This is a genomic window from Paraburkholderia oxyphila NBRC 105797 (assembly GCF_000685075.1).
In the GTDB taxonomy this organism is placed as follows: Bacteria; Pseudomonadota; Gammaproteobacteria; order Burkholderiales; family Burkholderiaceae; genus Paraburkholderia; species Paraburkholderia oxyphila.
This window is the reverse complement of sequence record NZ_BAYD01000059.1, coordinates 36,007-61,717: the sequence shown is the minus strand read 5'-3', so window position 1 is coordinate 61,717 and position 25,711 is coordinate 36,007. Positions and strand designations below refer to the sequence as shown.

General features: G+C 65.9%; 22 protein-coding genes and 1 pseudogene. 14 read left to right on the top strand and 9 right to left on the bottom strand.

Translation table 11 applies throughout. From position 1 onward, the window contains the following. Positions 1-139: 139 nt before the first annotated feature. The 4 genes from BO1_RS30330 to BO1_RS30315 are packed head-to-tail and all read left to right on the top strand — an operon-like array spanning position 140 to position 3,943. Complete coding sequence (locus BO1_RS30330; RefSeq protein WP_028220763.1) at positions 140-1,174, top strand: M14 family zinc carboxypeptidase; 1,035 nt, start codon at positions 140-142, stop codon at positions 1,172-1,174. Further along, a complete protein-coding gene (locus BO1_RS30325) occupies positions 1,171-1,923 on the top strand; it encodes an alpha/beta fold hydrolase (RefSeq protein ID WP_043287232.1) in 753 nt (250 codons plus the stop codon). The genes BO1_RS30330 and BO1_RS30325 overlap by 4 nt, the downstream gene beginning before the upstream one ends. Positions 1,924-1,967: 44 nt before the next feature. After that, positions 1,968-3,041, top strand: coding sequence for a selenide, water dikinase SelD (gene selD / locus BO1_RS30320; protein ID WP_028220761.1), 1,074 nt, complete (start codon positions 1,968-1,970; stop codon positions 3,039-3,041). Beyond that, positions 3,038-3,943, top strand: coding sequence for a cation diffusion facilitator family transporter (locus tag BO1_RS30315; protein WP_028220760.1), 906 nt, complete (start codon positions 3,038-3,040; stop codon positions 3,941-3,943). The genes selD and BO1_RS30315 overlap by 4 nt, the downstream gene beginning before the upstream one ends. Before the next feature lie 182 nt (positions 3,944-4,125). Here BO1_RS30315 and BO1_RS30310 read toward each other — a convergent pair whose 3' ends face one another. Continuing rightward, entirely contained in the window at positions 4,126-4,494 is a 369-nt protein-coding gene (locus tag BO1_RS30310) for a DUF4148 domain-containing protein (RefSeq protein ID WP_028220759.1), read from the bottom strand. 281 nt (positions 4,495-4,775) lie between these two features. After that, complete coding sequence (locus BO1_RS30305; protein WP_028220758.1) at positions 4,776-5,780, bottom strand: LysR family transcriptional regulator; 1,005 nt, start codon at positions 5,778-5,780, stop codon at positions 4,776-4,778. Positions 5,781-6,148: 368 nt separating this feature from the next. Here BO1_RS30305 and BO1_RS30300 point away from each other — a divergent pair, with 368 nt between their 5' ends. The 4 genes from BO1_RS30300 to BO1_RS30285 all read left to right on the top strand — a co-directional run bounded on the left by BO1_RS30300 (position 6,149) and on the right by BO1_RS30285 (position 13,187). Further along, a complete protein-coding gene (locus tag BO1_RS30300; RefSeq protein ID WP_028220757.1) occupies positions 6,149-6,973 on the top strand; it encodes an alpha/beta hydrolase in 825 nt (274 codons plus the stop codon). A 66-nt stretch (positions 6,974-7,039) separates the two neighbouring features. After that, on the top strand, positions 7,040-8,257 hold the full coding sequence (locus BO1_RS30295) for an efflux RND transporter periplasmic adaptor subunit (protein ID WP_028220756.1): 1,218 nt from the start codon (positions 7,040-7,042) through the stop codon (positions 8,255-8,257). 73 nt (positions 8,258-8,330) lie between these two features. After that, positions 8,331-11,516, top strand: a complete 3,186-nt coding sequence (locus tag BO1_RS30290) for an efflux RND transporter permease subunit (RefSeq protein ID WP_028220755.1) — start codon at positions 8,331-8,333, stop codon at positions 11,514-11,516. Positions 11,517-11,579: 63 nt separating this feature from the next. Beyond that, the gene (locus tag BO1_RS30285) at positions 11,580-13,187 is read left to right on the top strand and encodes an efflux transporter outer membrane subunit (RefSeq protein ID WP_028220754.1); all 1,608 of its coding nucleotides are present in this window, start codon (positions 11,580-11,582) and stop codon (positions 13,185-13,187) included. 308 nt (positions 13,188-13,495) lie between these two features. Here BO1_RS30285 and flhC read toward each other — a convergent pair whose 3' ends face one another. Both flhC and flhD read right to left on the bottom strand, forming a co-directional pair. After that, positions 13,496-14,101, bottom strand: a complete 606-nt coding sequence (gene flhC, locus BO1_RS30280; protein ID WP_028220753.1) for a flagellar transcriptional regulator FlhC — start codon at positions 14,099-14,101, stop codon at positions 13,496-13,498. A 9-nt stretch (positions 14,102-14,110) separates the two neighbouring features. Next, positions 14,111-14,431, bottom strand: coding sequence for a flagellar transcriptional regulator FlhD (gene flhD / locus BO1_RS30275; RefSeq protein ID WP_028220752.1), 321 nt, complete (start codon positions 14,429-14,431; stop codon positions 14,111-14,113). 822 nt (positions 14,432-15,253) lie between these two features. On the opposite strand from flhD, the gene BO1_RS53400 reads away from it, so the two are divergent. After that, the gene (locus BO1_RS53400) at positions 15,254-15,712 is read left to right on the top strand and encodes a universal stress protein (RefSeq protein WP_043287229.1); all 459 of its coding nucleotides are present in this window, start codon (positions 15,254-15,256) and stop codon (positions 15,710-15,712) included. Positions 15,713-15,770: 58 nt separating this feature from the next. On the opposite strand, the pseudogene BO1_RS58095 reads toward BO1_RS53400, so the two are convergent. Beyond that, positions 15,771-15,929 (bottom strand): annotated as a pseudogene (locus BO1_RS58095) (MFS transporter); the annotation flags it as partial. Between the two features lie 201 nt (positions 15,930-16,130). Beyond that, complete coding sequence (locus tag BO1_RS30260) at positions 16,131-16,976, bottom strand: helix-turn-helix domain-containing protein (RefSeq protein WP_043287227.1); 846 nt, start codon at positions 16,974-16,976, stop codon at positions 16,131-16,133. A gap of 283 nt (positions 16,977-17,259) precedes the next feature. On the opposite strand from BO1_RS30260, the gene BO1_RS60335 reads away from it, so the two are divergent. From BO1_RS60335 to BO1_RS30245, 3 genes are all read left to right on the top strand, one after another. After that, positions 17,260-17,421 carry a hypothetical protein gene (locus BO1_RS60335; RefSeq protein ID WP_167338408.1) on the top strand — a complete coding sequence of 54 codons (162 nt, stop codon included), beginning with the start codon at positions 17,260-17,262 and terminating at the stop codon, positions 17,419-17,421. A 251-nt stretch (positions 17,422-17,672) separates the two neighbouring features. Then, positions 17,673-18,104, top strand: a complete 432-nt coding sequence (locus BO1_RS30250; RefSeq protein WP_028220750.1) for a DoxX family protein — start codon at positions 17,673-17,675, stop codon at positions 18,102-18,104. A gap of 134 nt (positions 18,105-18,238) precedes the next feature. Then, positions 18,239-18,508: a hypothetical protein gene (locus BO1_RS30245; RefSeq protein WP_028220749.1), complete on the top strand. Its 270-nt coding sequence runs from the start codon at positions 18,239-18,241 to the stop codon at positions 18,506-18,508. 117 nt (positions 18,509-18,625) lie between these two features. On the opposite strand, the gene BO1_RS30240 is transcribed toward BO1_RS30245, so the two are convergent. Then, positions 18,626-20,149, bottom strand: coding sequence for an MFS transporter (locus BO1_RS30240; protein WP_028220748.1), 1,524 nt, complete (start codon positions 20,147-20,149; stop codon positions 18,626-18,628). 233 nt (positions 20,150-20,382) lie between these two features. On the opposite strand from BO1_RS30240, the gene BO1_RS30235 reads away from it, so the two are divergent. After that, the gene (locus BO1_RS30235; RefSeq protein ID WP_028220747.1) at positions 20,383-21,102 is read left to right on the top strand and encodes a response regulator transcription factor; all 720 of its coding nucleotides are present in this window, start codon (positions 20,383-20,385) and stop codon (positions 21,100-21,102) included. Positions 21,103-21,317: 215 nt separating this feature from the next. On the opposite strand, the gene BO1_RS30230 is transcribed toward BO1_RS30235, so the two are convergent. Continuing rightward, the gene (locus BO1_RS30230; RefSeq protein ID WP_028220746.1) at positions 21,318-21,599 is read right to left on the bottom strand and encodes a hypothetical protein; all 282 of its coding nucleotides are present in this window, start codon (positions 21,597-21,599) and stop codon (positions 21,318-21,320) included. 186 nt (positions 21,600-21,785) lie between these two features. Further along, positions 21,786-22,118, bottom strand: coding sequence for a hypothetical protein (locus BO1_RS30225; RefSeq protein ID WP_028220745.1), 333 nt, complete (start codon positions 22,116-22,118; stop codon positions 21,786-21,788). A gap of 314 nt (positions 22,119-22,432) precedes the next feature. On the opposite strand from BO1_RS30225, the gene BO1_RS53390 reads away from it, so the two are divergent. Further along, positions 22,433-25,663 carry a transglycosylase domain-containing protein gene (locus tag BO1_RS53390; RefSeq protein WP_084688276.1) on the top strand — a complete coding sequence of 1,077 codons (3,231 nt, stop codon included), beginning with the start codon at positions 22,433-22,435 and terminating at the stop codon, positions 25,661-25,663. The last annotated feature ends 48 nt before the right edge of the window (positions 25,664-25,711 follow it).

Sequence of the window (25,711 nt, the reverse complement as noted above, 5' to 3'; positions counted from 1 at the left end):
CAACGCCTGCGGCCCGCCGCGAAAACAAGTTACCGCCGAAAGCGTCAGCGCCCCGAAAACAAGTTACCGCCCAAAGCGTCAGCGCCACGAATAAAAGCCTATTGAGCCCGCGGCAACGCTCAACCACGCCCTAAAACAGATGCCAGGACTAAGCTTCCTACCCGACAGCTTCGCGGAATACGAGGACCTGAAGACGCTCCTCGACGCAGGCGCGCCCTGGTTCGACATCCGCAGCGCCGGCGAGGTGGAGGTCCGAGGACGCCCGTTCTCGCTCTACGTCGCAGCGGTAGGCTCACGCGATCCCCAGGCCCCCGCCATCGGCTTTTTCGGCGGCATTCACGGTCTCGAGCGCATAGGCTCGCAACTCGTGCTCGACTACATGCGCGCACTCGTCGGCCGCCTCGCATGGGACGAACTGCTGATGCGCCAGCTCGAATCGGTCCGCCTCGTCATGATGCCGATCTGCAATCCCGGCGGCATGTGGCTCGCCACACGCGCGAATCCGAACGGCGTGGATCTCATGCGCAACGCGCCTCAAGACGCCGACGAGCGTGTGCCGTTTCTCGCGGGCGGCCAGCGCGTGGGCTCCTGGCTGCCGTGGTATCGCGGCCGGCGCGGCGCGCCGATGGAGCCCGAGGCCCAGGCGCTGCTCAAAGTCGTCGATGAGGAGCTTGCGCATCGGCCGCTCGCGTTCGCGCTCGATTGCCACTCGGGCTATGGCTGGAGCGACAGCATCTGGTTTCCCTACGCGCGCACGCGCCAGTTGATGCGCCACCTGCCCGAGATGTACGTGCTCAAGACAATGTTCGAGCGCGCACATCCGCATCACGGCTATACGTTCGAGCCGCAAAGCCACCAGTATCTGCTCCACGGCGATCTCTGGGACTGCGCGTACGACCGCGCCCCCGCGGACAGCGTGTTCCTGCCGCTCACGCTCGAGCTGGGCTCGTGGCTCTGGATCAAGAAGAATCCGCGCCAGCTCTTTTCTCGCCAGGGCATGTTCAACCCGGTCATGCAGCACCGCACCGCGCGCGTATTGCGGCGTCACGCGAATCTGTTCGAATTCCTCACACGCGCCGCGTTTTCCTCGTCGCGCTGGCTGCCCCAGGGCGTGGCGCGCCAGCAGGTCTTGCAAAGCGCGATCGGGCACTGGTACCGGAAGCCGGGCTCATGACGGTGCGCTGGATCCTGCTGCGCGGCCTCACGCGCGAGTCGCGCCATTGGGGGGCGTTCGCGCCGTTGCTCGAAGCGCGCTGCGGCGCGGTGCTCCCCATCGACTTGCCGGGCAATGGCACCCTCGCGCATCTGCGCTCGCCCGTCGATGTCGATGCCTATGTGGATGCCGTGCGCACCGAGGCGCAGCGGCAGGGCGCGCTGCCGCCGTATCGCGTGCTGGCGATGTCGCTGGGGGGTATGGTGGCTTCGGCGTGGGCACGGCGCTTTCCCGATGAAATCGAGTCGCTCGTGCTCATCAACACGAGCATGCGGCCCTATTGCCGCTTCTATGAGCGCTTGCGGCCGGCCGCGTGGCCCGCGCTGCTGCGCGCGGCATGGCACTGGCGCGGTGCCGATCGTGGCGGTATCGCCGAAACGGCGATCCACGAGCGCACCTGTGCGCGCCGCGACACGCTCGCCGCCGATCTCGACGCCTGGCGCGCCATCCGCGCCAGCGCGCCCGTGAGCCGCGCCAACGCGCTGCGCCAGTTGCTGGCGGCGGCGCGCTACACGGTGCGCGGCGTGCCGCGCTGCCCGGTGCTCGTGCTGTCCTCGCGCGCGGACAGCCTCGTCGATCCAGTGTGCTCGGCGCGCCTCGCGCGGGCCTGGCGGGCGACGCATCGCGAGCATCCGTGGGCGGGACACGACCTGCCCCACGACGATCCGCAATGGCTCGTCGACGCGGTCTGCGCGAGCTTTGCTCCATAATATGGGGACCGTTTTTCCGGCTTCCTTTGGAACGAGTCCCTCCCATGAACGACAACGACCGTCTCGCGCCCGCTCCGGCCGCGCCGCGCCTCACGAGCCTCTCGCACGGCGGCGGCTGCGGCTGCAAGATCGCGCCGGGCGTGCTGTCCGCGCTGCTCGCGCGCAGCACGCCGCTCACCGGCGCTTTCCCTAACCTGCTGGTGGGCACGGAGACGGCCGACGACGCCGCCGTCTACAAGCTCAACGACGAACAGGCCATCGTCGCGACCACCGACTTCTTCATGCCGATCGTCGACGACCCCTACGATTTCGGCCGCATCGCCGCCACCAACGCGCTTTCCGACGTCTACGCGATGGGCGGCAAGCCGATCCTCGCGCTCGCGCTGGTGGGCATGCCGATCAACGTGCTGCCGCACGAGGTGATCGCGCAGGTGCTGCGCGGCGGCGAGGATGTCTGCGCGGCGGCCGGCATTCCGGTGGCGGGCGGCCATTCGATCGATTCGGTCGAGCCGATCTACGGGCTCGCCGCGCTCGGCGTGGTCCATCCCGAGCGCGTGAAGCGCAACGCCTCGGCGCGCGCGGGCGACGTGCTCGTGCTCGGCAAGCCGCTGGGCGTGGGCGTGCTGTCCGCCGCGCTCAAGAAGGATCTGCTCGACGACGCCGGCTACCGGGCGATGGTCGACGCCGCCACGATGCTCAACAAGCCGGGCGCCGCGCTCGCCGAGCTCGACGGCGTGCACGCGATGACCGACGTGACCGGCTTCGGCTTGCTCGGCCACACGCTCGAAATCGCGCGCGGCGCGAACCTGACGGCGCGCGTGCGCTACGCCGACCTGCCGTGGCTGCCGGGCGTGGAGGCATTCGTCGCGCAAGGGGTGTTCACGGGCGCCTCGGGCCGCAACTGGGCCTCGTACGGCGAAGCCGTGACGCTCGCGCCCCAATTGCAGGAAAGCGCGCGCACGCTGCTCACCGATCCGCAGACCTCGGGCGGCCTGCTCGTGGCCTGCGCGCCGGAGCAAGTGGATGAAGTGCTCGCGCTCTTTCACGCGGACGGCTTCGACGCCGCATGTGTGATCGGCGAATTGACGGAAGGGCCCGCGCGCGTGGAAGTCGCATGAGCGGGGAATCGCCGAAGGCCATTTTCTATGCGCTCGCGGCGAACGCCGGCATCGCCGTCTGCAAGTACGCGGCGGCGGCGTTCACGGGCTCGGGCTCGATGTTCGCCGAGGCGATCCACTCGACGGCCGATTGCGGCAACCAGCTCTTGCTGCTGCTCGGCCTGCGCCAGTCGCGCGAGCCGCCCACGCCCCTGCATCCGATGGGCACGGGCCGCGCGATCAACTTCTATTCGCTGCTCGTGGCGCTGCTGCTGTTCTTCGTGGGCGGCGCCTTTTCGGTGTACGAAGGCATTCACCGGCTGATCGCGCGCGAGCCGCTGCAATACGTCTACGTGGCGCTCGCGGTGCTGGGTATTTCCGTGGCGCTCGAGGCGTTCTCGCTTTACGGCGCCCTGCGCGAAATCCGCAAGGGCTCGCCCACGAAATCGCTGTGGCGCTGGGCGCGCGAAACGCGCGACTCCGATCTGCTCGTGGTGGCCGGCGAGGACATTGCCGCGCTCGCGGGTCTCGCCATTGCGTTTGCAGCGGTGCTGCTCACGGTCATCACCGGCAATCCGGTCTGGGACGCGTGCGGCTCGATCGGCGTGGGCATTCTGCTCATGCTGATTTCATGGTTCATCGCACGCGAAGTGAAGTCGATGATCGTGGGCGAATCCGCGAGCCCGGAAACGCGCCGTGAAATCGAGGCGTTCTTGCGCGCGCGGCCGGAGATTCGCGGCATCATCAGCCTCATTACCCTGCAATGGGGCAAGGAAGTGGTCGTAGCAGTGCAGGCCGAGATGATCGACTACGATCACAGCCGCACGATGGTCGACGCGATCAACGTGATCGAGGCCGAGCTTCAGGCGAAATTCCCACAGGTGCGCTGGGTCTTCTTCGAACCGGACTTCGCAAAGCGCTAAGCGTTGCTTGTCATGCTCGTGCAGGCCCGACAGTCGAAGGACTGTCGGGCCTTTTTACTGCATGAGCGTGCTTTAGTGCCGAAACGGCGCCCACACAGGCGTAGTTTCGTCCCAGTCGTCCAGCTCGGAAGGTCGGGGGTTGTTCATGATAAGGCATCCTTATCGAATCGAAATGGCTAGATTCATTCACCGGCACGAGCGAGGCGCGTAGCGTCGTTGGCGCGGCTTTCCTGCAGCGCGATGCGCTGCGCCTGCGTGCGGCCGATCAGGCTCTGCTCTGGATAAGTGGTCTTGTTCAGCGAGGGCAACGTGCCGTCGCGATAAGCCTCGACGATCTCCGCCTTCACCTGGGAACGCGTTTTAGGCGCGCTGTTGTCGACCACCGGGGCTTGCGCCGTTCGCAGCGTTTGCTCGGCTTGCGGCGCGGCCTGTGCATCGGCTTGCGGACCATAGGTGCCCGCGCGGCCGATGCCGCCTGCGAAAGCCGACGCGCTCGCGGCGAGCGTGATGACAAGGGTGGCGCCGAGCGTGGCTGCGAGAGTGCGTTTCATGATCTGCTCCTGTTTAAAGGTGCCTTGGCCGCATCGAATAAACCGATGGCCGTGGCGACAGGTGCAAATGTAGGTGCACGGGCTCGCGCGATAAACGCCCCGAAAGCGAAAGGAATTGTTGAGAATCCGGAACAATCGTGAAAACGCGCGCCAGCAGGGAGACCTGAGGGCGCGCGTTTGAGGTGGGGCCGGAGCGGCCCGAAAGATCTGAAGAAGCGGCGCGGTGGATGTGCCCGCGCTTACGCCGCGCAGCCTGTGCGGCCCAGCCTATGCGGCCCAGCCTATGCGGCCCATTCCGAAATCACCGGCGTTTCGAGCGCGGGCGCTTGCTCGCGCTCCTCGAGCGTGCGCATCGTGCAGGTCTTGTCGAGCGAGGCGCGGCCGCTCAGGAGCGGGCAACGGTCGAACACTTCGGCGATCCAGTCGACGAACACGCGCACTTTCGGTGACAGATGCCGGCTGTGCGGATACACGGCCGAGATCGGCATGGGCAGCGGCTTGAAGTCGGGCAGGACCTCGACGAGCGCGCCCGATTTCAGATGCGGCAGCACCATGTAGCGCGGCCCCTGAATCAGGCCGAAGCCTTCGATGCCGCACGTCACGTAGGCGTCGGCGTCGTTCACCGAGACCATGCTCTTGAGCTTGATCTCCACTTCCTTGCCGTCGACGAGAAAGGCCCAGTCGATCACGCGTCCCGTGCGGGGCGAAAAGTAATTCACGGCGCGATGCTCGGCCAGTTCCTCGAGCGTCTGCGGCGTGCCGTGCCGCTCAAGATACGAGGGCGATGCGCAAGACACGCCTTCGAAGAGGCCAATGCGGCGCGCGACCAGCGACGAATCCTGCAGCGCGCCCACACGCACGACGCAATCCACGCCTTCCTGCAGCAGGTCGACGGGGCGGTCGGTCAGGCCCAGTTGCAGATCGATGTCGGGATAGCGCCCATGGAATTCGCACAACGCGGGAATCACGATGAGGCGGCCGATCGAGCCCGGCATGTCGATGCGCAGCTTGCCGTGCGGCTTGCGGTTGCGGTCCTGGAAGGTCAGCTCGGTTTCTTCGACGTCCGCAAGAATGCGCACGCAGCGCTCGTAATAGGCGGCGCCGTCGGGCGTGAGCGAAAGACGGCGCGTGGTCCGGTGCATCAGCCGCACGCCGAGAAAGGCTTCGAGATTCTGGATGATCGTCGTGACCGAGGCGCGCGGCATGTCGAGGGTTTCGGCTGCGCGCGTGAAGCTGTTGGTGTCGACGACGCGGGTGAACACTTGCATGGCCTGAAGGCGGTCCATTGCCATTCTCCAAAAGACATCAGACGCACGTTGCGCGGCGAGATTCGCGCAAATACTGGGAAACAGATTGTTCAGGTGCGCCGAATTGTGTTGCCGGATTATAGGCATTTATTTGCAAGTCTGCCGAACCGACAATTCGCACCATTCGAATCTATTCTCGCGCATTGCGCCGTTTCGACATGGATGCCTTCAAACGTTCGACGCCGTGGATCTCCGCCGATCTTTCCGAGCCTGCCTCTGAATCCGCGCCCGTTTCGGCGCGCCCTCTGGCGGAGCGCCCTTTGGCGGAGCGGTCCGTGGCGGATCGCGCTGTGGCGGGTAAGTCCGCGGCAGCGCGCCTCGTTGCGGCGCCCGCAGCGGCGCCGGCAGTGGTGCCGGCGCCAGCGGGCAAGGCGCGCGCGTCCTCGCCCATCGACGTGAGCGAAGTGACGATCGAAGGCTATGCGCAGGACATCGTGCTGCGCCTGTATCGGCCGCGCGGCGCGAACAATCTGCCCGTGCTGCTGTATTTCCACGGCGGCGGCTTCGTGCGCGGCACGCTCGACGACGCCGATGCCGCGAGCCGCTTTTTCGCAGAGCGCTTACCTGCGCTCGTGGTTTCGGTGGGCTATTCGCTCGCGCCGCAGTTTCCGTTTCCGGCCGCGCCCGAAGACGCGCATCGCGCCGCACAGTGGGTGCTCACACGGGCACGCGCATTCGGCGGCAGTACGAAGCGCATTGTGGCGGCAGGACACGACGCAGGCGGCCAGATCGCCAACGTGCTGGCGTTTATCGGGCGCGATCGTGGCGACGTGCGGCTCACCGCGCAGGCGCTCTTTGCGCCGATGCTCGATCCGAGCCTCACGCGTCTTGGCGACGAAGCGCGGCTCGCGTCGGACATTTCCGCGAGCGAATGCGCCGCCTGCTATCGGGCGTATCTGCCTGAAGCTTCGCAGCGCATGCATCCATATGCGGCGCCGCTGGAATCCTCGCGTCTTGCTGGCTTGCCGCCGACGTTCATCGTCACGGCGCAGAACGACGTGCTGCATATCGAAGCGGAGAAGTACGCCGTGCGTTTGATCGAAGCGGGCGTGCGCACGCATGTCGTGCGCTACCCGAGCGTCTCGCACGCGCAGATTGGTGCGCATCCGGAAGCGCTCGCCGAAGCGGTGCGCTTTTTCCGCTGTTGTTTTGAAGCCGGCGCCTCCTGTTAGCGTCGGCGCAGCGCGCCGAAGATCGCATTACTCGAACAATAACCACTCATCTTTCTGGAGCTCGCGATGTCACTCAACTCGTATTCCCGTAAGCGCATAGCACTTGCGATGGCCGCTTTTCTCGTCGTTGCGGGGTTCGGCTCGCTCGTCGCCATGCGTCTGGATTCGCACCCGGCCGTCGCCGCTGAGGCGCCGCCGGCGCCAGAGGTCGATGTCGCCGCCGTGGTCAAGCGCAATGTCACCGACTGGCAGACCTACTCGGGCCGCATGGCCGCCGTCGAGAAGGTCGAGGTGCGCCCGCAAGTCTCGGGCACGATCGTCTCCGTGAATTTCCGTGACGGCGCGCTCGTGAAAAAGGGCGACACGCTCTTCGTGATCGACCCGCGCCCGTATCAGGCCGCCGTCGACCAGGCCGCGGCTCAGGTGGCCGCCGCGCAGGCGCGCACCGGTTACGCGCAGAGCGACTGGGAGCGCGCGCAGCGCCTCATCGGCGATAACGCCATCGCGAAGCGCGACTACGACGAAAAGCAGAACGGCGCGCGCGAAGCGAGCGCGAATCTGAAGGCCGCGCAGGCCGCGCTCGAGGCCGCGCAGATCAACCTCGGCTATACGCGCATCGTGGCGCCGGTGTCGGGGCGCGTCTCGCGCGCGGAGATCACGGTGGGCAACGTGGTCTCGGCCGGCGCGAGCGCGCCGCCGCTCACGACGCTGGTTTCGGTTTCGCCGATCTACGCCGAGTTCGACGCCGACGAGCAGACCTATCTCGACTACATCAGCCGCATGAAGGACGGCTCGAAAGTCCCCGTGGATCTGGGGCTCGCGAACGAGACCGGCTATTCGCGCACGGGCACGATCGAGTCGGTGGACAACCGGCTCGATACCGCCTCGGGCACGATCCGCGTGCGTGCGCGCTTCGACAACGAGGATGGCGCGCTCGTGCCGGGCCTCTACGCGCGCATCAAGGTGAGCGGGAGCGCGCCTCACCCGGCGCTGCTCGTCGACGAAGCGGCCATCGGCACGGACCAGGACAAGAAGTTCGTCTATGTCGTGGATGGCACGGGCAAGGTGGCCTATCGCACCGTGCAGATCGGCGGCCAGCAAGGCAATCTGCGCGTGATCGTGGGCGGCCTGCAGGCGGGTGAGCACGTGGTCGTGAACGGCACGCAGCGCGTGCGGCCGGGCGAAGCCGTGCGCTCGAACATGGTGCCGATGAACGGCGACCTGGACGGCGACGCCGCCTCCTCACTCGCGAACTCCGCGCCCAAGACCGCCAAGACTTCCTGACGCGCGGCACTCGCCTCCGGGGCGAGTGCGATCCCCGCATACGGTTAGTCATCCGAAATTATTTGAGCAACCCATGAACATATCGAAATTCTTCATCGACCGGCCGATCTTCGCGGGCGTACTGTCCGTGCTGATCCTGCTGGCCGGGGTGATCGCACTGTTCCAGTTGCCGATCTCCGAGTATCCCGAGGTCGTGCCGCCTTCGGTGGTCGTCCATGCGCAGTATCCGGGCGCGAACCCGAAGGTGATCGCCGAGGCCGTGGCGGCGCCGCTCGAAGAGCAGATCAATGGCGTCGAGAACATGCTCTACATGCAGTCGCAGGCGAACAGCGACGGCAATCTCACGCTCACGGTCACATTCCGTCTGGGCACCGACCCCGACAAGGCCACGCAGCTCGTGCAGAACCGCGTGAACCAGGCCTTGCCGCGCCTGCCCGAGGACGTGCAGCGCCTTGGCATCACGACCATCAAGAGCTCGCCCACGCTCACGATGGTGGTGCACCTGATCTCGCCGAACAATCAGTACGACATGACGTATCTGCGCAACTATGCGCTGCTCAACGTCAAGGACCGCCTCTCGAACATCCGCGGCGTGGGCGAGGTGCAACTGTGGGGCGCGGGCGATTACGCCATGCGCATCTGGCTCGATCCGCAGAAGGTGGCGCAGCGCAATCTCACCGCGCAGGATGTGGTGAACGCGATTCGCGAGCAGAACGTGCAGGTGGCGGCGGGCGTGATCGGCGCCTCGCCCAGCGTGCCGGGCACGCCGCTGCAGCTGAACGTGAACGCGCGCGGGCGTCTGCGCACGGAAAGCGAATTCGGCAACATCATCGTCAAGACCAATCCCGACGGCGGCGTGACTTACTTGCGCGACATCGCGCGCATCGAGCTCGCGGCCTCCGAATATGGTCTGCGCTCGCTGCTCGACAACAAACCGGCCGTTGCGCTCGCGATCAACCAGGCGCCGGGCGCGAACTCGCTCGCGATCTCCGACGAGGTGCGCGCCGCGATGAAGGAGCTCAAGGCCGACATGCCCGCGGGCGTCGACTACCGCATCGTCTACGACCCCACGCAGTTCGTGCGTTCGAGCATCGAGGCGGTCGTGCACACGCTGCTCGAGGCGATCGCGCTGGTCGTGATCGTGGTGATCGTGTTCCTGCAGACGTGGCGCGCGTCGATCATTCCGCTCATCGCCGTGCCGGTGTCGATCGTCGGGACCTTCTCGCTGTTGCTCGCGTTCGGCTTCTCGATCAACGCGCTCTCGCTGTTCGGCATGGTGCTCGCGATCGGCATCGTGGTGGACGATGCGATCGTGGTGGTGGAGAACGTCGAGCGCAACATCGCCAGCGGGCTTTCCGCGCGCGACGCCACCTACAAGGCCATGCAGGAAGTGAGCGGGCCGATCATCGCAATCGCGCTCACGCTCGTGGCCGTGTTCGTGCCGCTCGCCTTCATGAGCGGTCTCACGGGCCAGTTCTACAAGCAGTTCGCGATGACCATCGCCATTTCGACGGTGATCTCGGCGTTCAACTCGCTTACGCTTTCGCCGGCGCTCTCGGCGCTGCTGCTGCGCGGCCATGGCGCGAAGGAAGACTGGCTCACGCGCGTGATGAACCGCGTGCTGGGCGGCTTTTTCCGCCAGTTCAACAAGGTGTTCCATCGCGGCTCGGAAGAGTATGGGCAAGGTGTGAACGGCGTGCTGCGCCACAAGGGCGCGATGCTCGCGGTCTACGCCGTGCTGATCGGCGCGACGGTGCTGATGGCGCGCGTCGTGCCGGGCGGCTTCGTGCCGGCGCAGGACAAGGAATATCTGATCGCGTTCGCGCAACTGCCCAACGGCGCTTCGCTCGACCGCACCGAAAACGTGATCCGCGACATGAGCGCGATCGCGCTCAAGCAGCCGGGCGTGGAAAGCGCCGTGGCGTTCCCGGGCCTTTCCGTGAACGGCTTCACCAATAGCTCGAGCGCCGGCATCGTGTTCGTCACGCTCAAGCCGTTCAAGGAGCGCAAGGGCAAGGCGCTTGCGGCGGGCGCGATCGCGGGGGCGCTCAATCAGCAGTACGCGGGCATCAAGGACTCGTTCATCGCCGTGTTCCCGCCGCCGCCGGTGCTCGGCCTCGGCACGCTCGGCGGCTTCAAGATGCAGCTGGAGGATCACGGCGCGCTCGGCTATGAAGCGCTCAATCGCGCGACCGAGGACTTCGTGAAGCGTGCGGCCAAGACACCCGAGCTGGGCCCGACCTTCTCGAGCTATCAGATCAACGTGCCGCAGCTGAACGTCGATCTCGACCGCACCAAGGCCAAGCAGCTGGGCGTGCCGGTCACGGACGTGTTCGACACGATGCAGATCTATCTGGGCTCGCTCTACGTGAACGACTTCAACCGCTTCGGGCGCGTGTATCAGGTGCGCGTGCAGGCCGATGCGCCGTTCCGCCAGAAGGCCGACGACATCCTGCAACTGAAGACGCGCAACGCCGCGGGCGATATGGTGCCGCTCTCGTCGCTCGTGACGGTGACGCCCACGTACGGTCCCGAGATGGTGGTGCGCTACAACGGCTACACGGCGGCCGATATCAACGGCGGCCCGGCGCCGGGCTACTCGTCGGGCCAGGCGCAGGCGGCGGCTGAGCGCATCGCGGCCGAGGTGTTGCCGCGCGGCATCAAGTTCGAATGGACCGACCTCACGTATCAGCAGATTCTCGCCGGCAACTCGGGCATCTGGGTGTTCCCGATCAGCGTGCTGCTGGTGTTCCTCGTGCTCGCGGCGCTCTACGAGAGCCTGACGCTGCCGCTCGCAGTGATCCTGATCGTGCCGATGAGCGTGCTGTGCGCGCTGACCGGCGTGTGGCTCACGCAGGGCGACAACAACATCTTCACGCAGATCGGGCTGATGGTGCTGGTGGGTCTCGCGTCGAAGAACGCGATCCTGATCGTGGAGTTTGCGCGTGAGCTCGAGCACGACGGACACACGCCCCTAACGGCTGCCATCGAGGCGAGCCGGCTGCGCTTGCGCCCGATTCTGATGACGTCCATCGCGTTCATCATGGGGGTGGTGCCGCTCGTGCTTTCGTCGGGCGCGGGCTCCGAGATGCGTCATGCGATGGGCGTGGCGGTGTTCTTCGGCATGCTCGGCGTGACGGCTTTCGGCCTGCTGCTGACCCCGGTGTTCTACGTGGTGCTGCGCACGATCGCGGGCGGCACGATACACGTTGCGCAGAAAGACAACGCACGGACGTCGCGCTCTACGGTGGATGCCTAAGGAAGGATCATAAATATGACTAACTATTCAGTTTCGCCGATAGAGGCGAGCGGCATCGACGACATGGGCGGCCTGTGGCGCTTGACGCGGCTTGCCGCGAGCGTGGCGCTGTTCGCGTGGCTCGCGGCCTGCTCGGTCGAGCCCACCTACAAGGCACCCGATGCAGGCGTGCCGAAGGCGTACAAGGAAGCGCCGCTGCAAACGCAGGGACAAACGCAGGGCCAGCCAGCCGGCCCGCACGACGTGGGTTCGTGGACGCCCGCGCAACCGGCCGAAGACGCGCAGCGCGGCGAGTGGTGGAAGGTGTTCGGCGACCCCACGCTCGACCAGCTCGAAGAGCAGGCGCAGGCCGCCAACCAGGACCTCAAGGCCGCCGCCGCGCGCGTGCAGCAGGCGCGTGCGCTCACGCAGGCGGCGCGCGCCTCGTGGTTCCCGTCCATCGACTCGGGCTTCGGGCCGACCTACGAGCGCGCATCGCCCGCTTCGCAATATCTGCCGCAGAACGCCAATGTGCCCACGCAAACGCTCTGGCGCGCGCAGGCCACGGCGAGCTACGAAGTCGATCTGTTCGGCCGCGTGAGCTCGAACGTGCACGCCTCCCAGGCCGATGAGCAGCAGAGCGAGGCACTGTTCCGCTCGGTTCAACTCGCGCTGCAGGCCGACGTCGCGCAGAACTACTTCCAGCTGCGCCAGTTCGACTCCGACGTCGATTTGTACCGGCGCACGGTGGCGCTACGCGAGGACGCGCTCAAGCTCGTCGAGCGCCGCTTCAAGGAGGGCGACATCAGCGAGCTCGACGTTTCGCAGGCGCGCAACGAGCTGGCGAGCGCGCGCGCCGACGCCGTGGGCGTCGCGCGTCAGCGCGCGGCCTCGGAGCACAGCCTCGCGATTCTGCTCGGCAAGGCGCCGGCGGACTTCACGTTCCCCGAGACGCCGCTCGCGCCGGTGGTCGTGCAGGTGCCGCCGGGCCTGCCTTCGACGCTGCTCGAACGCCGTCCCGACATTGCCGCCGCCGAGCGCGCGATGGCCGCCGCGAACGCGCGCGTGGGCCTCGCGAAGTCGGCGTTCTTTCCGAAGCTCGACATCACGGGCGCGTTCGGCTTCGAGTCGGCCTCGCTCGGCGACCTCTTCATGTGGTCGAGCCGCGCGTTCCTGCTCGGGCCGTTCGCGGGCACGGCGCTCACGCTGCCCCTGTTCGACGGCGGGCGTCGCAAGGCCAACCTCGCGCAGGCGCGCGGGAAGTACGACGAGGATGTCGCGCAGTATCGCCAGCAGGTGCTCGTGGCGTTCCGCGACGTAGAGGACAACCTCTCCGACCTGCGCCTGCTCAATGACCAGATCAGCGCGCAGGACGACGCGGTGAGCGCCTCGCAGCGCGCGGCACATCTCTCGCGCACGCAGTATGAGGAGGGCGAGGTGAGCTATCTGAACGTGATCGACAGCGAGCGCTCGGTGCTGGTCTCGCAGCTGCAGGCGAGCCATCTGCAAGGCTCGCAGGCGGTGGCCACCGTCAATCTGATCCGCGCGCTGGGCGGCGGGTGGGGCGATGCGAAGCCTGATGTGCAGCCTGGTGTGCAGGTTGGTGGGCAGCCCGCTGTGCAACCGGCGGTCAATCCCGATCCTGCGCCGGCAGCGAGTGCGGCTCCGACCGCGCCGCTCGCTTCGCGCTGAGCGGCGGGTCCTTACGCGGGAATTGCCGGAGCCGATACTGCAGCGTCTCGCGGTGCGCTCCGGCAGCACCGCCCGCAAAGAGCCGGCAGACGTTCATTGGGAATTTAGGGCCAGTTATTAGCGTGAACAGGCCATAGGGAAACGGCAGGAAGGCGGGGCGCGCGGCGCTCGCGAGAAGGGTGCGGCAGAACAGCCCTGAATGCGCTTCGCCGTCCGGCACTCGTCCCAAGTGCCGAACGGCTTCGCGTCTTGTCTTGCTATGTCCGGTTTAACCTGCTCGGCCCGTCCGGATCTTTGGTCTCCTACGCTTATGCAGCCTCGGCAATGCCATCCGGCGTGACTTCTACCGGAAGGTCGCGTTCGGTCTGCTCGGCGCCCCGTCGCGCTGCAGCCGCCTTCTTCGTCTTGCCCGCGCGCGAAGGCGGCTGGCATGCGCCACACACGACGTTGTGCTGCAGGTCGTGGCGGTGCGCGACGAACTTGCCGCCACAGCGGCAGCAAGGCGTCATCTGCAGAATATCGGCATCAAAAAACCGCACCAGGGTCCAGGCACGCGTGAGATCGAGCACCGGCTCGGTCCCGCTATGCTGGCAGTGTTCCAGATACAGCCGGAACCCCTTGGTGAGCGCGTCGAGATGCGAGCAACGCGCTTCATGCTTCAGGAACAGGTACGTGTTGTAGAACAGCGACGCGTGGATGTTCGCGAGCCACGTCATGTACCAGTCCGCCGAAAACGGCAACATCCCCTTGGGCGGCGACACGCCGCGGATCTCGCGATACAGGCGGATCATGCGGTCGCGCGAGAGCGACAGTTCGCTCTCCAGCACCTGCATGCGCGCACCCAGCTCGATCAGCGCGATCGCGCGAAAAACTTCTTGTGCGTCTTCGGTGAGGCTGCGGCGGTTCGTCGACATGACCCGTCCTCAGGCGAATTGCACCGCAGGCTGTCCCGCAAGCAGGATGGCCGCGTGGGTGGCCGCCACGTCGGCATGCCGGGTTGTCTGCGTGAGTGCGGACAGCATGGCATGGTCGTCGAAGCGGAACAAACAAAGGAGCTGGTCGGAAGCGGCCAGCTTCACGATCTGCGCGAGCGACAGACCGGAAAGCAGATCGGCCAGTTCCGACGACAGTCCCAGCCGGAACATACCGACTGGCTTGTCCTCGCGCAGCATGCGCTGTGCGAGCATCAGGTACGACAAGTTAATTTCGCGGATTGAATCCAGCGTCTCGCTGCTGCGGTCCATTTTCTCTTTTCCGAAGCCCCGATTAACCCCCCGGCGTTGTTCGCCGTTGTAACTTTTTTTTGGTCTTTGGCCGGCCCGCTCATTGGTGGCGTCGCCTGACTCTTTGATACAACACGTTACAACTAGTAACATGTTGGAGCGAATTGTATGAGGACAACTTCGAGAAATCAATCCCCTTCGCAAAAAATAATCTGGCTGTTACAAATATTTTCGGTAATTTTTTCTGGTTAGCCGTGATGCATTTGTGACCGGGAGGCGCGAGCCCTTGAGGGGCGGGGAATTCGTCGTAAGACGCTGTGCCGTAAGGGTTTTCCGGAGGGGTGTCGGGAGATGCGCAATGAATGGCGAAATCCGCTTTAACAGCCTTTTCCTGATTAATGAAATTGAAAGAATTTGTATTTATCGGTAATAAATGCAGGATGCAAGTTCAATAAGTATGATGATTGACTTGTAACAAGTGTTTCGACCCTATGTAACTAGTTTTGTCAAGATGTGACAAACGGGCGGGCCGTGGGACACGTTGACGCGCTTTGTAACACGGTTCGTTTACGCGGATATGTAAATTGCATGAGCCGGAACCGCGTCGTCTGTCGACGAGGCTGTAGCGGTGGCAAGCGGCGGCGTGGCGCCGCTTCGGGAGAGCGGGACGTTCACGTCAGCATTGGCACCGCTTCGACCAGCGTGAGGCCGATCAGCGTGGACGCCAGCGAAAGCCGGGCCACGTAGGCTTTGCTGTCATTTTATATCATGACGTGATATAAATAATGTAACCGTTTCAATCGGCGCGTTGGGTTCGGGCAGCGCGAACCAGGGAGAACCGAGATGGGCGCGTTCAACCGCATTCTGTTGTGTTACGACGCGACACGCGAAGGGCGTCGCGCGCTGCGCGAGGGCAAGGATCTGGCGCTCGAATGCCAGGCGCAGACGCATCTGCTCGCAGTGCTCGACCAGTCGCCGTTGCAGTGGGGCACCGACATCGCCTCCGCCGTGCCCTATGAAGCCGCCGAGGCAGCGGCGAAAGAGATTCTCGAAGACGGCGTGGCGCGCCTGAAGGCGCTCGGGCTGGAGGCCACGGGGCATTTCGTCGTGGGCCGCGCGATCGACGAGATCGCGCGTGCAAGCGCGTCGTTCAACGCCGATCTCATCGTGCTGGCTCATCACCGCCGGGGCCCGTTCGCACGCTGGTGGGAGGGCCGGGACGACCGCAAGCTGCTCGACCGCGTGTCGTGCAGCGTGCTCGTGGTCACGGCGCCGGAGGCCGCCGAAGCGGCGGCCGCCTAGAAGGGTCTGTTCGCATGGGCGAGCAGACCCTGGCCGCGCGAGCGCGTGCTGGGAGCGCCTACGAGTGCGCGTGCGCTCCGGCAACCGTGGCCCGCTTGTCGCCGAGGATCGGCACGCGCTTGACCTCGGTGATATAGAGCAGGATGAGCGAGACCCACACGATGCCGTAGAGCAGCATGAAGCAGCTCGAGCGGATCTTGAGCAGGTCGAGCAGCGCGGAACGTGATCGAGTAGTACTGGCACAGGCGTTAGACGCGGGAGTCGCCGAACATCGGATTTCAATGTGCTCTTGCAGCAATAGAAAATCGCGCTGAGGCGATTAATCGCCCATTTTCCTGTCTGGAAGAATGCGGCAGAAAAGGTAAAAGGGCGTTTCGCCTGATGTGGAATTGAGGCGGTGAGCATTACGCATGACGCTTCAAACTGATTGCTCACGCAACGTTTGTGCGGTTTGTGGATCGGCGGGAAAGAACGCTTCAATCGCGAGTTCGGAGAGCGTGATGTCGACGGGCGTGCCGAATACGGTGGTCGTGCTGTAGAACGACAGTTCGCCGCGCGCGGTGCGGATGCGCAGCGGCACCGCGATGGACTGCTGGAGCGGCTCGGCGGCCGCGGGGAGGGCGTGCGGCGGCGTGGGGTAGGCGGCCAGCTCGTTGTGCAGCGCGACGAGCGCCGGGTCGGCGCTCGCCTCGATTTGCCGCTGCAGGCGCGCGAGCAGGTGCGCGCGCCAGGCATGCCAGTTGACGATGCGCGGCGCCACGCCTTCGGGATGCAGCGACAGGCGCAGCGCGTTCACGGGCGCGGCCAGCAGCGCGGGCGAGGCGTCGCCGACGAGCGGCGCGAGCGATGCGTTGGCTGCCACGATATTCCAGTGCCGGTCGACCGCCAGGGCCGGGTAGGGCTCATGGCCGCGCAGCACCAGCTCGACGGCTTCGCGCGCCGCCGCGAGCTGTGGGTCGTCCAGCGCGCGCTCCCGGTAGAGCGGCGCATAGCCCGCCGCGACGAGCAGCGCGTTGCGCTCGCGCAGCGGCACCTCGAGGCGCTCGGCAAGATGCATGACCATCTCGCGGCTGGGCAGCGAGCGGCCCGACTCCACGAAGCTCAGGTGCCGCGTGGAGATGTCCGCCTCGGTCGCGAGCAGCAGCTGGCTCATGCGGCGGCGCAGCCGCCACTCGCGCAGCAGCTCGCCGACGCTGCGGCGCGCCGCGCCGGCGGCCGGGGGCACGTTGGAGGGAGCGGCGAAGGCGTGAGCGAGCGTGTTCATGACGCCGATTCTAGCGAAATGGCGCGTTCGATCGATTACCCGCGAGGTAATGGATTGGCGTACAGGGCTTGGGCGCCCGCCGGCGCTGGCTGCGCCGGGTGGAGAGCGGCGACATAAGAAATCCGCGCGAAAAATTGTCCGCGACTTTCACGCGGGCCGCTTATCGATGTGTGCGCGTTTCACCTAGAATTGATATCTCACAATTTGTCGATGGCATGGCGAGCTTTGCATGGGATGGGACCCGGTGCCAGGGCACCAAGTCCCAGCGACAGGAGATGGAGCCATGAGGGAAACGGTTGCTGCTTATCTGCTGGGTCCTGCCGTGATGCTGGTGGTGTGCGCGGCCATGTGGGCCGTGTCGCGCCGTAGCCGGGGCGTGCTCGAAGAGCGCGTGACCCGCTGGCTCGACGCGCACCGCGGACACGGCATGCGCCACAAGCATTGAGCGTGCCAGCAAGCCGATCTCCGAAATCAAGCGTGTGCGGGTAAACGCGGATCGCGCGCCTGGCACACGTATTCTGCGATGCTAAATAGATGGCAGTCCGAAGCAATTTTCGAGGCTGCCGCAGTCGTCTGGACGCGGGCGCGAGCCCAGCGGCGGAGGATCCACACGCCGCCGCTATGCGCGTAATCCATTAGGTAGGGAACTGTAGGACGGGGTCGGGGTCACTGCCATATTGCATACCGGAGCCCTTCATGACACGTCCCGCCGATTCCCTGATCATCTTCATCGCCCGTATTGCGCTCGCGATTCTGTTTTTGTGGGGCGGCGCCATGAAGCTTTTGGGGTACGCGGGGTTCATCGCTTATCTGCACACGCACGGCGTGCCCTATGCGCAATTCACGGCGCCCGTCGCCACGGCGGTGGAGCTGCTCGGCGGTCTCGCGCTCGTGTTCGGCGTGCGCACGCGTTTCGTGGCGTTCGCGCTGGCCGTGTACACGATCGTCACGGCCGTTCTCGGGCACGATTTCTGGAACGTCACCCAAGCGGCACTGCAGCAGGACGCGGTCGTGCATTTCTGGAAAAACATCGCGATCGCCGGTGGATTCCTGTTGCTGACAGTAACGGGCGCGGGACGTGCTTCCATTGATGGAATGCGCGCGCCGCGCGGCGGCCTGCGGGGCTGAATGGCTCCGTCGTGGGCCTTGCGGTGGCCCCGGGTAGTGCGTCCGGGCGGCACGGCACTTGCCGCAGGCGCGGCGCCGTTCGGCGCTGCACGCCGGCAACGAGCAAGATCCAACGAGAAACGTGGGAGCGGGTCGTGATAGAGAACTTTGATTTCAACGTGGGCGGCAAGGTTGGGCAGTTCTGCGCGAGCCTTGCCGAAGAAGGCACGCGGCGCGTGCTGATCAGCGCTGCCGACACGGCGAAGACGCTGGTGATTTTCGATGCCTCGGGGCTGATCGGCACGCTCAAGGCCGAGCTCGAGGAGCCGGACCGGCTGATCGCGCATGCCATTCGCAAAGCGCAAACCGAAGGCCTGATCGAGCGTGCGCTGAGCACGGGCGCGATCCAGGAAGCGCCGCTTTAGGCGGGCGCGTTCGCGCGCGGCGCCCCGGCGCCGGGGCAAAGGCCCGGCGGCCGGCATGCCTGCGCCTCGCGAGCGCTATCTCCGGGGCTGCGGCGACACCTCATCGTCTCCCTTGCCTCACTCGTACGCGCGCTTGTCCCGGCGCATCGCCTTCATCCGCTTCACGTCCGCAGGGGCCTGGGCCGGATGCGCCGCGTCCGCGCGCATATTCCAGGCAAGGCAGGCGGCCACCAGCAGAAGCGCCGCCGAAATCGCCGTATCGGCATGCAGGCCGCTCACGACCTGCGCGGCCGTCCCGCTGCCCGTGAGGGCGCCGAACGCCGCCACGCCCACCGCGCCGCCCGCCTGGCGCGCCGTATTGAGCAGCGCCGAGGCCGTGCCCGCACGCGCCGGCTCGACCGACGCCAGCACGGTCGTGGTCATGGCCGGCACCGCGAGCCCCATGCCGCCGGGAATCAGCAGAAACGCCGCGAGCAGGGCGACGAGCGGCGTGTTCGCATCGACGGGTATCAGGAGCGCATAACCGAGCCCCGCGACGAGCGCGCCGCCGATCATCGGCACGCGCGTGCCGTAGCGGGCGACCACGTGTCCGCTCGCGATGTTGGAGAGCAGAAAGCCGCCCGTGAGCGGGATGAAGGTGAGCCCCGCCTGCAACGGCGACTGGCCGCGCGCATGCTGCAGGAACAGCGCGAGCACGAACACGGTGCCGTAGTACGTCAGATTCACACACACGCCGAACAGCACGGCCGCGCTGAAGGTGCGGTTGCGCAGCATCGCGAGCGGCAACATGGGCGCTTCGATGCGCGCTTCGAGCGCAACGAACGCTGCGCCCGCGGCGAAGGCGAGCACGAAACCGCCCCACACAGCCCAGTGCGCGAGGCCGAGCGGCCGCCACTCGATCACCGCGCCCGTGAATGCCGTGAGCGCGACGACGGCGAGCAGCTGGCCGCGCACGTCGAGGCTGCGCGCCTGTTGCACAGGGGCAGCGGGTGCGCCCGGGGTCGCGGAAGGGGCGCTCTCATGGCGCGATGCGGGAATCCACGCCAGCGTGGCGGCGAGGCCCGCCGCGCACAGCGGCAGATTGACGAGAAAGATGCTGCGCCAGCCGAACGCAGCGATCAAAAGCCCCCCGGCGATCGGCCCGGCGGCGATGGAGATGGCGCCGGCGGCCGTCCAGAACCCCACGGCGCGGGCGCGCAGCGTGCGTTCGTGGCGGCAGGCTTCGTTGAGCAGCGCGAGGGAATTGGGCAGCATGGCGGCCGCGCCCGCGCCCTGCAGCGCCCGGGCGGCGATCAGCAGGGCCGGATTGGCCGCGAGCCCGCAGGCCAGCGAGGCGAGCGCGAACACAACGAGGCCGGCCGCGTACATGCGGCGCGCGCCGTAGCGGTCGCCGAGCACGCCGCCCGAGAGCATCAGCACGGCGAAGGCGAGCGTATAGGCGTCGACGATCCATTGCAGCCGGGCGACGTTCGCGTGCAGATCGGCGGCGATGCGCGCAAGCGCGATATTGACGATCGTGACGTCGAGCTGTGTCACGACGAAGCCCACGCTCACGGTCGCCACGACACGCGCGAGCGCGGGCGTGAAGCGGACGGGGTGGCCGGGCTGCGACGGGGGGGCGGAGGTAGGTGACGTATTCATGCGACTTATCTTAGGACGCTGGCCGCTTCGACGTTTCAGTCCGGCGTGAAAGGTCGAAGCAAGCCGCATCGTCCGACGGCGCGCGCTATCGCCTTGAGCCCGTGCCTGTCAGCCTTGCGCACCGACGCCGCAGGAAATCTCCCTACACCGGCGCAATTAAGAGTCCTCTTATGGGCGGCCTTTGCACATCTCCACAGAATTGCACCCGCTTTGTTCGTATAAGGGAGGTCTCAATGCGTATCGCGATTCTTCAGCGCGACGCCGCCCAGCGTGGGCTGATCGAGCGTACGCTCGCACAATCCGGGCACGCGTGCATGCCATTCAGCGACGGGATTGCGCTCGCCAAGGCGCTGGCCGCATCCACCGTCGACATGCTCGTGCTCGACTGGCAGGGCTCGCGGCTCTCGGGCACGGAATTGCTGAAGACGGTGCGCGCCGTGAACGGCAATCAGATTCCGGTGCTGTTCGCCTCCGAGGACGCCTCGGACGAAAGCGTGGTGCGCGCGTTCTCGGTGGGCGCGGATGACTATGTGAGCCTGCCAGTGTGTCCGTCGGTGTTTCGCGCACGCGTGAACGCATTGCTGCGGCGGGCCTTTCCGGATCGTTACGACAATGTGGCGCTCGACGCCGGCCCGTATCACTTCGACATGCGCCGCCAGAGCGTCACTGTGCACGGCAAGCCCGTCGAACTCTCGGGCACCCAGTATCGGCTCGCCTCGCTGTTCTTCGCAAATGTCGGCCGTGTGCTCTCGCGCGATCATATCTACGCGATGGTGTGGGGCCGCGAGCTGCACACGCTCACGCGCACCATCGACAGCCACGTCTCGCGCCTGCGCGTGCTGCTGGAAATCGAGGAGCACAACGGCTTTCGCCTGCAGCCCGTCTACAAGAGCGGCTACCGGCTGCTGCGTTTGCAGGAGGGGTCGATGCCTTTCGAGCGCGAGGCGGCGTGACGCTGCATCATCCCGGGCTTCCCGCCGGTCTCGTGTGACGCCACGCGCATCGGCGCATGGTGGCGCGAGGCGCGGCGGAACGGCTCAGGCAAAAGGGCAATAAAAAACGGCGGCACGCTTTGGCGTGCCGCCGTTTTGCTTTGTCTGGTCCGCGGTCGTGCCGTCCGCGTTCGACGTGCGGCGCCCGCGCGCCCACGCCTGTTTCCATGCCGATATCAGCGTGCGAGGCCGAGCCCCTGCAGCACCGCGTTGCCTTCCGGCGTCAGGCGGATCTGCGCGGCGCCTGCGGTGGCGTCGCCGGGCACCTGCTCGACGAGGCCCGCTTCCTGCAGCGTGGCGACTTCGGGCTTGGCGTGCGCGTCGATGGGGGCATGCAGCAGCAGCAACAGCGTGGCGAGCTCGTGATGGCTCAGCAGGCGCCGCAGTATTGTGCGCTTTGCGGGCCGGGCCGGTTGCGCCTCGGTGGCTGCCTGATTTTTCGATCCTGTCCAGTTCACTGGGTACCTCCTGCAGCGTTTTTTCTGGGTGACGCGATGATGCGGACGAAGACTTAAGCGATTCTTAAAACCCGCCGCGAAGATGTGTCGCCGTACTACACGGCTCTACGTCTCGTAATCATTCGTAAGCGGACTTGCGCCGGCGTGCCGCTCGCACGCGCAAACGGGCGTGGCAAAGCGCCGGGCTCAGGGCGCGCAGGTCTTGCTCGCGCCTTCGATCCACAGGTTCGCTGCGTGCCGCTTGCCGGCGTAGAAGCGATAGGTGGTCGTGCCGTTGTCCGCGCGGATCTTGATGACGTTGGAGTCGCCGAAGTCGAGCATTTGGCCCTGCGGCAACGCGGTGGTCTCGAAGCTCGCGCCGTGCCGGGTGGCTTCGGCCGTCAGGCACGAGACGACATCCTGAACCGACCGGTTGGTCGTGGAATCGATGACGGGCTGGCCGGAATCCGGATTGCTCTGGAACCAGGCGCAGGCGCCGAGGCTGAGCGAAAGGGCGAGGGGCACGGCAAGCTTCTTCATATTTCTCAAATGGAGTGGGCGGCCGCAAACGGCAAGGAACTGAAGATTATAACGGCGAGCACGCCGCGTGCCGGCGCCGCGTGACATGGGCTGGCGGCCGCCATTTGCGCGACATCCAGGCCGGATACAGTGGAAACACGACTAGTAATACGAGAAGAAATGTACGGTGCCGCACGCACCGGGCGGGCACGGCTGTTGCGGGCATGCGACTGACGCCGCCGTGATGCGACACCGCTACACACGAATCAACCAGGCGAGATAGACTATCTCAGAGGTGTACTCCGCGATCTGACGCGACGTCAGGGAGAATAACCATGAGCCGCCCGTCGGTCCGTTTTCCTCTTCCTGCCACCCATGCCGGTTCAGTCTGGCGGTGGATCAAGTGGGGTTTGCTCGTCGCGATTCTGGCGGCCATCGCCATCGTGGTGCGCATCGTCCAGATCGAGATCGACACGTCGAGACTGCAGGCGCGCTACCTCTCCGAACTCACGCGTGACATCGGCTTCGCGGTCGAGCCCGGGGCGAGCCACAGCATCCGCTTTCCCACGACGAATGGTCCTTACGACGTGCGGCTCGGCTACGCGCAACTGCCGGCGTTCACCGACCGGCTCGAAAAGCGCGGCTTCGCCGTCGCGGCGCAGGCCCGCGATTCAGAACGCATGATCTCGCTCGCCGATGATGGCCTTTTCCTCCCCTATGAGGAAAAGGATCAGGCCGGCATCGTGCTGCGCGACGCAAATGGCGCGATGCTGTTCCATACGCGCTATCCGCAGCGTGTCTACGAGAACTTCGAAGCCGTGCCGCCGCTCGTGCGCGATTCGCTGCTCTTCATCGAAGACAAGTACCTGCTCGCCGCCGACCAGCCCAACCGCAATCCGGCCATCGACTGGGGGCGCTTCTCCCGCGCACTCGTCGATCAGGGCGCGCGCCTCGTGAACAAGCATCAGCAGACGCCGGGCGGCAGCACGCTCGCCACGCAGATCGAGAAGTTCCGCCACTCCGCGGGCGGGCGCACCGCCACGCCGCCCGAGAAGCTGCGCCAGATTGCGTCGGCCTCGGTGCGCGCCTATCTGGACGGTCCGCAGACGATGCCCGCGCGCCAGCAGATCCTCGTGCACTACCTGAATTCCGTGCCGCTCTCGGCCAAGGCCGGCGTGGGCGAAGTCAATGGCATCGGTGACGGCCTCGCGGCCTGGTACGGGCGCGACTTCCGCGACGTCAACCGCATCCTGCGCGAGCCCATTTCGAGCGCGACGCTCGACGAGCAGGCGCTCGCGTTCCGCCAGGTGCTCTCGCTGCTGATCGCCCAGCGCGCGCCCTCGTATTTCCTGCAGAAGAACAACGACGCGCTAGCCAAGCTTACGGACAGCTATCTGCGCCTGCTCGGCAGTGGCGGCGTGATTTCGCCCGCGCTGCGCGACGCCGCGCTCGCGACGCAGCTCACGCTCGACCGCTCGAAGCCCGCGCCGCGCGCGCCGGCCTCCTACGCCGAGCGCAAGGCGGTGCTCACGATGCGCACGCAACTGATGCAGGCGCTGGGCCTGAAGACGCTCTACGATCTCGACCGCCTCGATCTCTCGGCCACCTCCACGCTCGACGCCGCCGTGCAGCAGGCCGTGGGCGACCGGCTCGCCGATGCCGCGACCAAGGACGGTGCGCGCGCGGCGGGACTCGTGGGCTACGAGATGCTGCAACCGTGGGACGATCCGTCGAAGATCGCTTACAGCTTCACGCTGTTCGAGCGGCGCGGCGGCGAGAACCTCGTGCGCGTGCAGACCGATAGCGTGAACGAGCCGTTCGACATCAACTCGGGCGCGCGCCTGAATCTCGGCTCGACGGCGAAGCTGCGCACGCTCATTTTGTACTTGCAGATCGTGAGCGCGCTGCACGAGAAGTACGCCGGCGAGGATGCGAAGACGCTGCGCGCGATGATTCCGCAAGTGGACCCGAGCGACGCACTCACGCGCTGGGCGCTCGACTACCTCTCCACGACGCCCGACCGTTCGCTGTCAGCCATGCTCGAAGCGGCCGTGCAGCGCAAGTATTCCGCGAATCCGGGTGAGACTTTCTACACGGGCGGCGGCGCGCAGAGCTTCAATAACTTCGAGTCGAGCGACAACGCGCAGATCCTCACCGTGCAGCGCGCGTTCCAGCATTCGGTGAATCTCGTGTTCGTGCGGCTCATGCGCGACATCGTCCACTACGAGATGATCCAGGTCTCGGGGCCGCCCTCGACCTATCTCGACGATCCGGCCGTGCGCAACCACTACCTGACGCAGTTCGCCGATGGCGAGAGCCAGGTCTACATGAAGCGCTTCTACACGCGCTATGCGGGCAAGAGCAACGACGAGGCGCTGCAGGTGCTGCTGCAGCACACGCGCAAGGGACCGGCGCGTATTGCGACGGTGCTGCGCAGCGTGAACCCCAACGGCGACCAGACGTGGTTCAACGCGCTGATGCGCGCGCAGCTGAAGAACACCAAGTTCCAGTGGCTCGACGACGAAGACCTCGCCAACTACTACAACAAGTACGCGATCGACAAGTTCAACCTCAACGATCGCGGCTATATCGCGGGCATTCACCCGCTCGAGCTGTGGCTGCTGAACTATCTGCGCACGCATCCCGACGCGACGCTCGCGCAGGTTCAGGCGCAAAGCCGCGATGTGCGTCTCTATACCTACAAGTGGCTCTTCAAGACGCGCTATTACGCGACGCAGAACCGGCGCATCCGCCGCATGATCGAGATGAAGGCCTACGCCGAGATCGGCAAGTCGTGGCGCGCGCTCGGCTATCCGTTCGACAACATCACGCCTTCTTATGGCGCGGCGATTGGCGCGTCAGGCGACCGGCCTTCGGCGCTCGCGTATCTGATCGGTCTCGTCTCGAGCAATGGCGAGAAGCTGCCGACGCATAGCTTCGAAACGCTCGACTTCGCGCGCGGCACGCCGTACGAAACGCGCTTCGTGCACGCGGCCACGCCGCCGCAGCCGCTGATTTCGCCGCAGATCTCGCAGGTGGTGCGCGAGTTGCTGACTTCGGTGGTGGAAGGCGGCACGGCCAAGCGGCTCGCCGATGGCATGACGCTTCCCGACGGCAAGACGCTGCCGGTCTATGGCAAGACCGGCACGGGCGATCAGCGCTTTAACGTGTATGCGCCGGGCGCGCGCCTCATCGAGTCGCGCAAGGTGAACCGCACCGCGACGTTCGTGTTCGTCATTGGCAACCGCTTCTACGGCACGCTCACCGCGTTCGTGCACGAGCCTTATGCAGCACGCTTTTCGTTCACGAGCGCGCTTTCGGTGCAGTTGCTGAAGTCGCTCGCGCCGGTGCTGCAGCCGCTGCTGGAGGACAAGGAGGCGCCGGACGGCAAGCTGAAGGCCGGAGGCGACTCGCAGGAGATGACGCTGATCGATCAGCAGACGGGCGCCGTGCAACGCGTGAGCTTGCCGCTTGCGCAACTGCGTGCGGCGGCTGGCTGGTCCAGCACCGCGCCGGGATTTTATTCGGATGTCGAATCAATTCAGGCGAAGATGCACATGAAATGACGTCGTATCGCATGGCGATTTTGCCGGGCTGATTGACACGATGTGCTT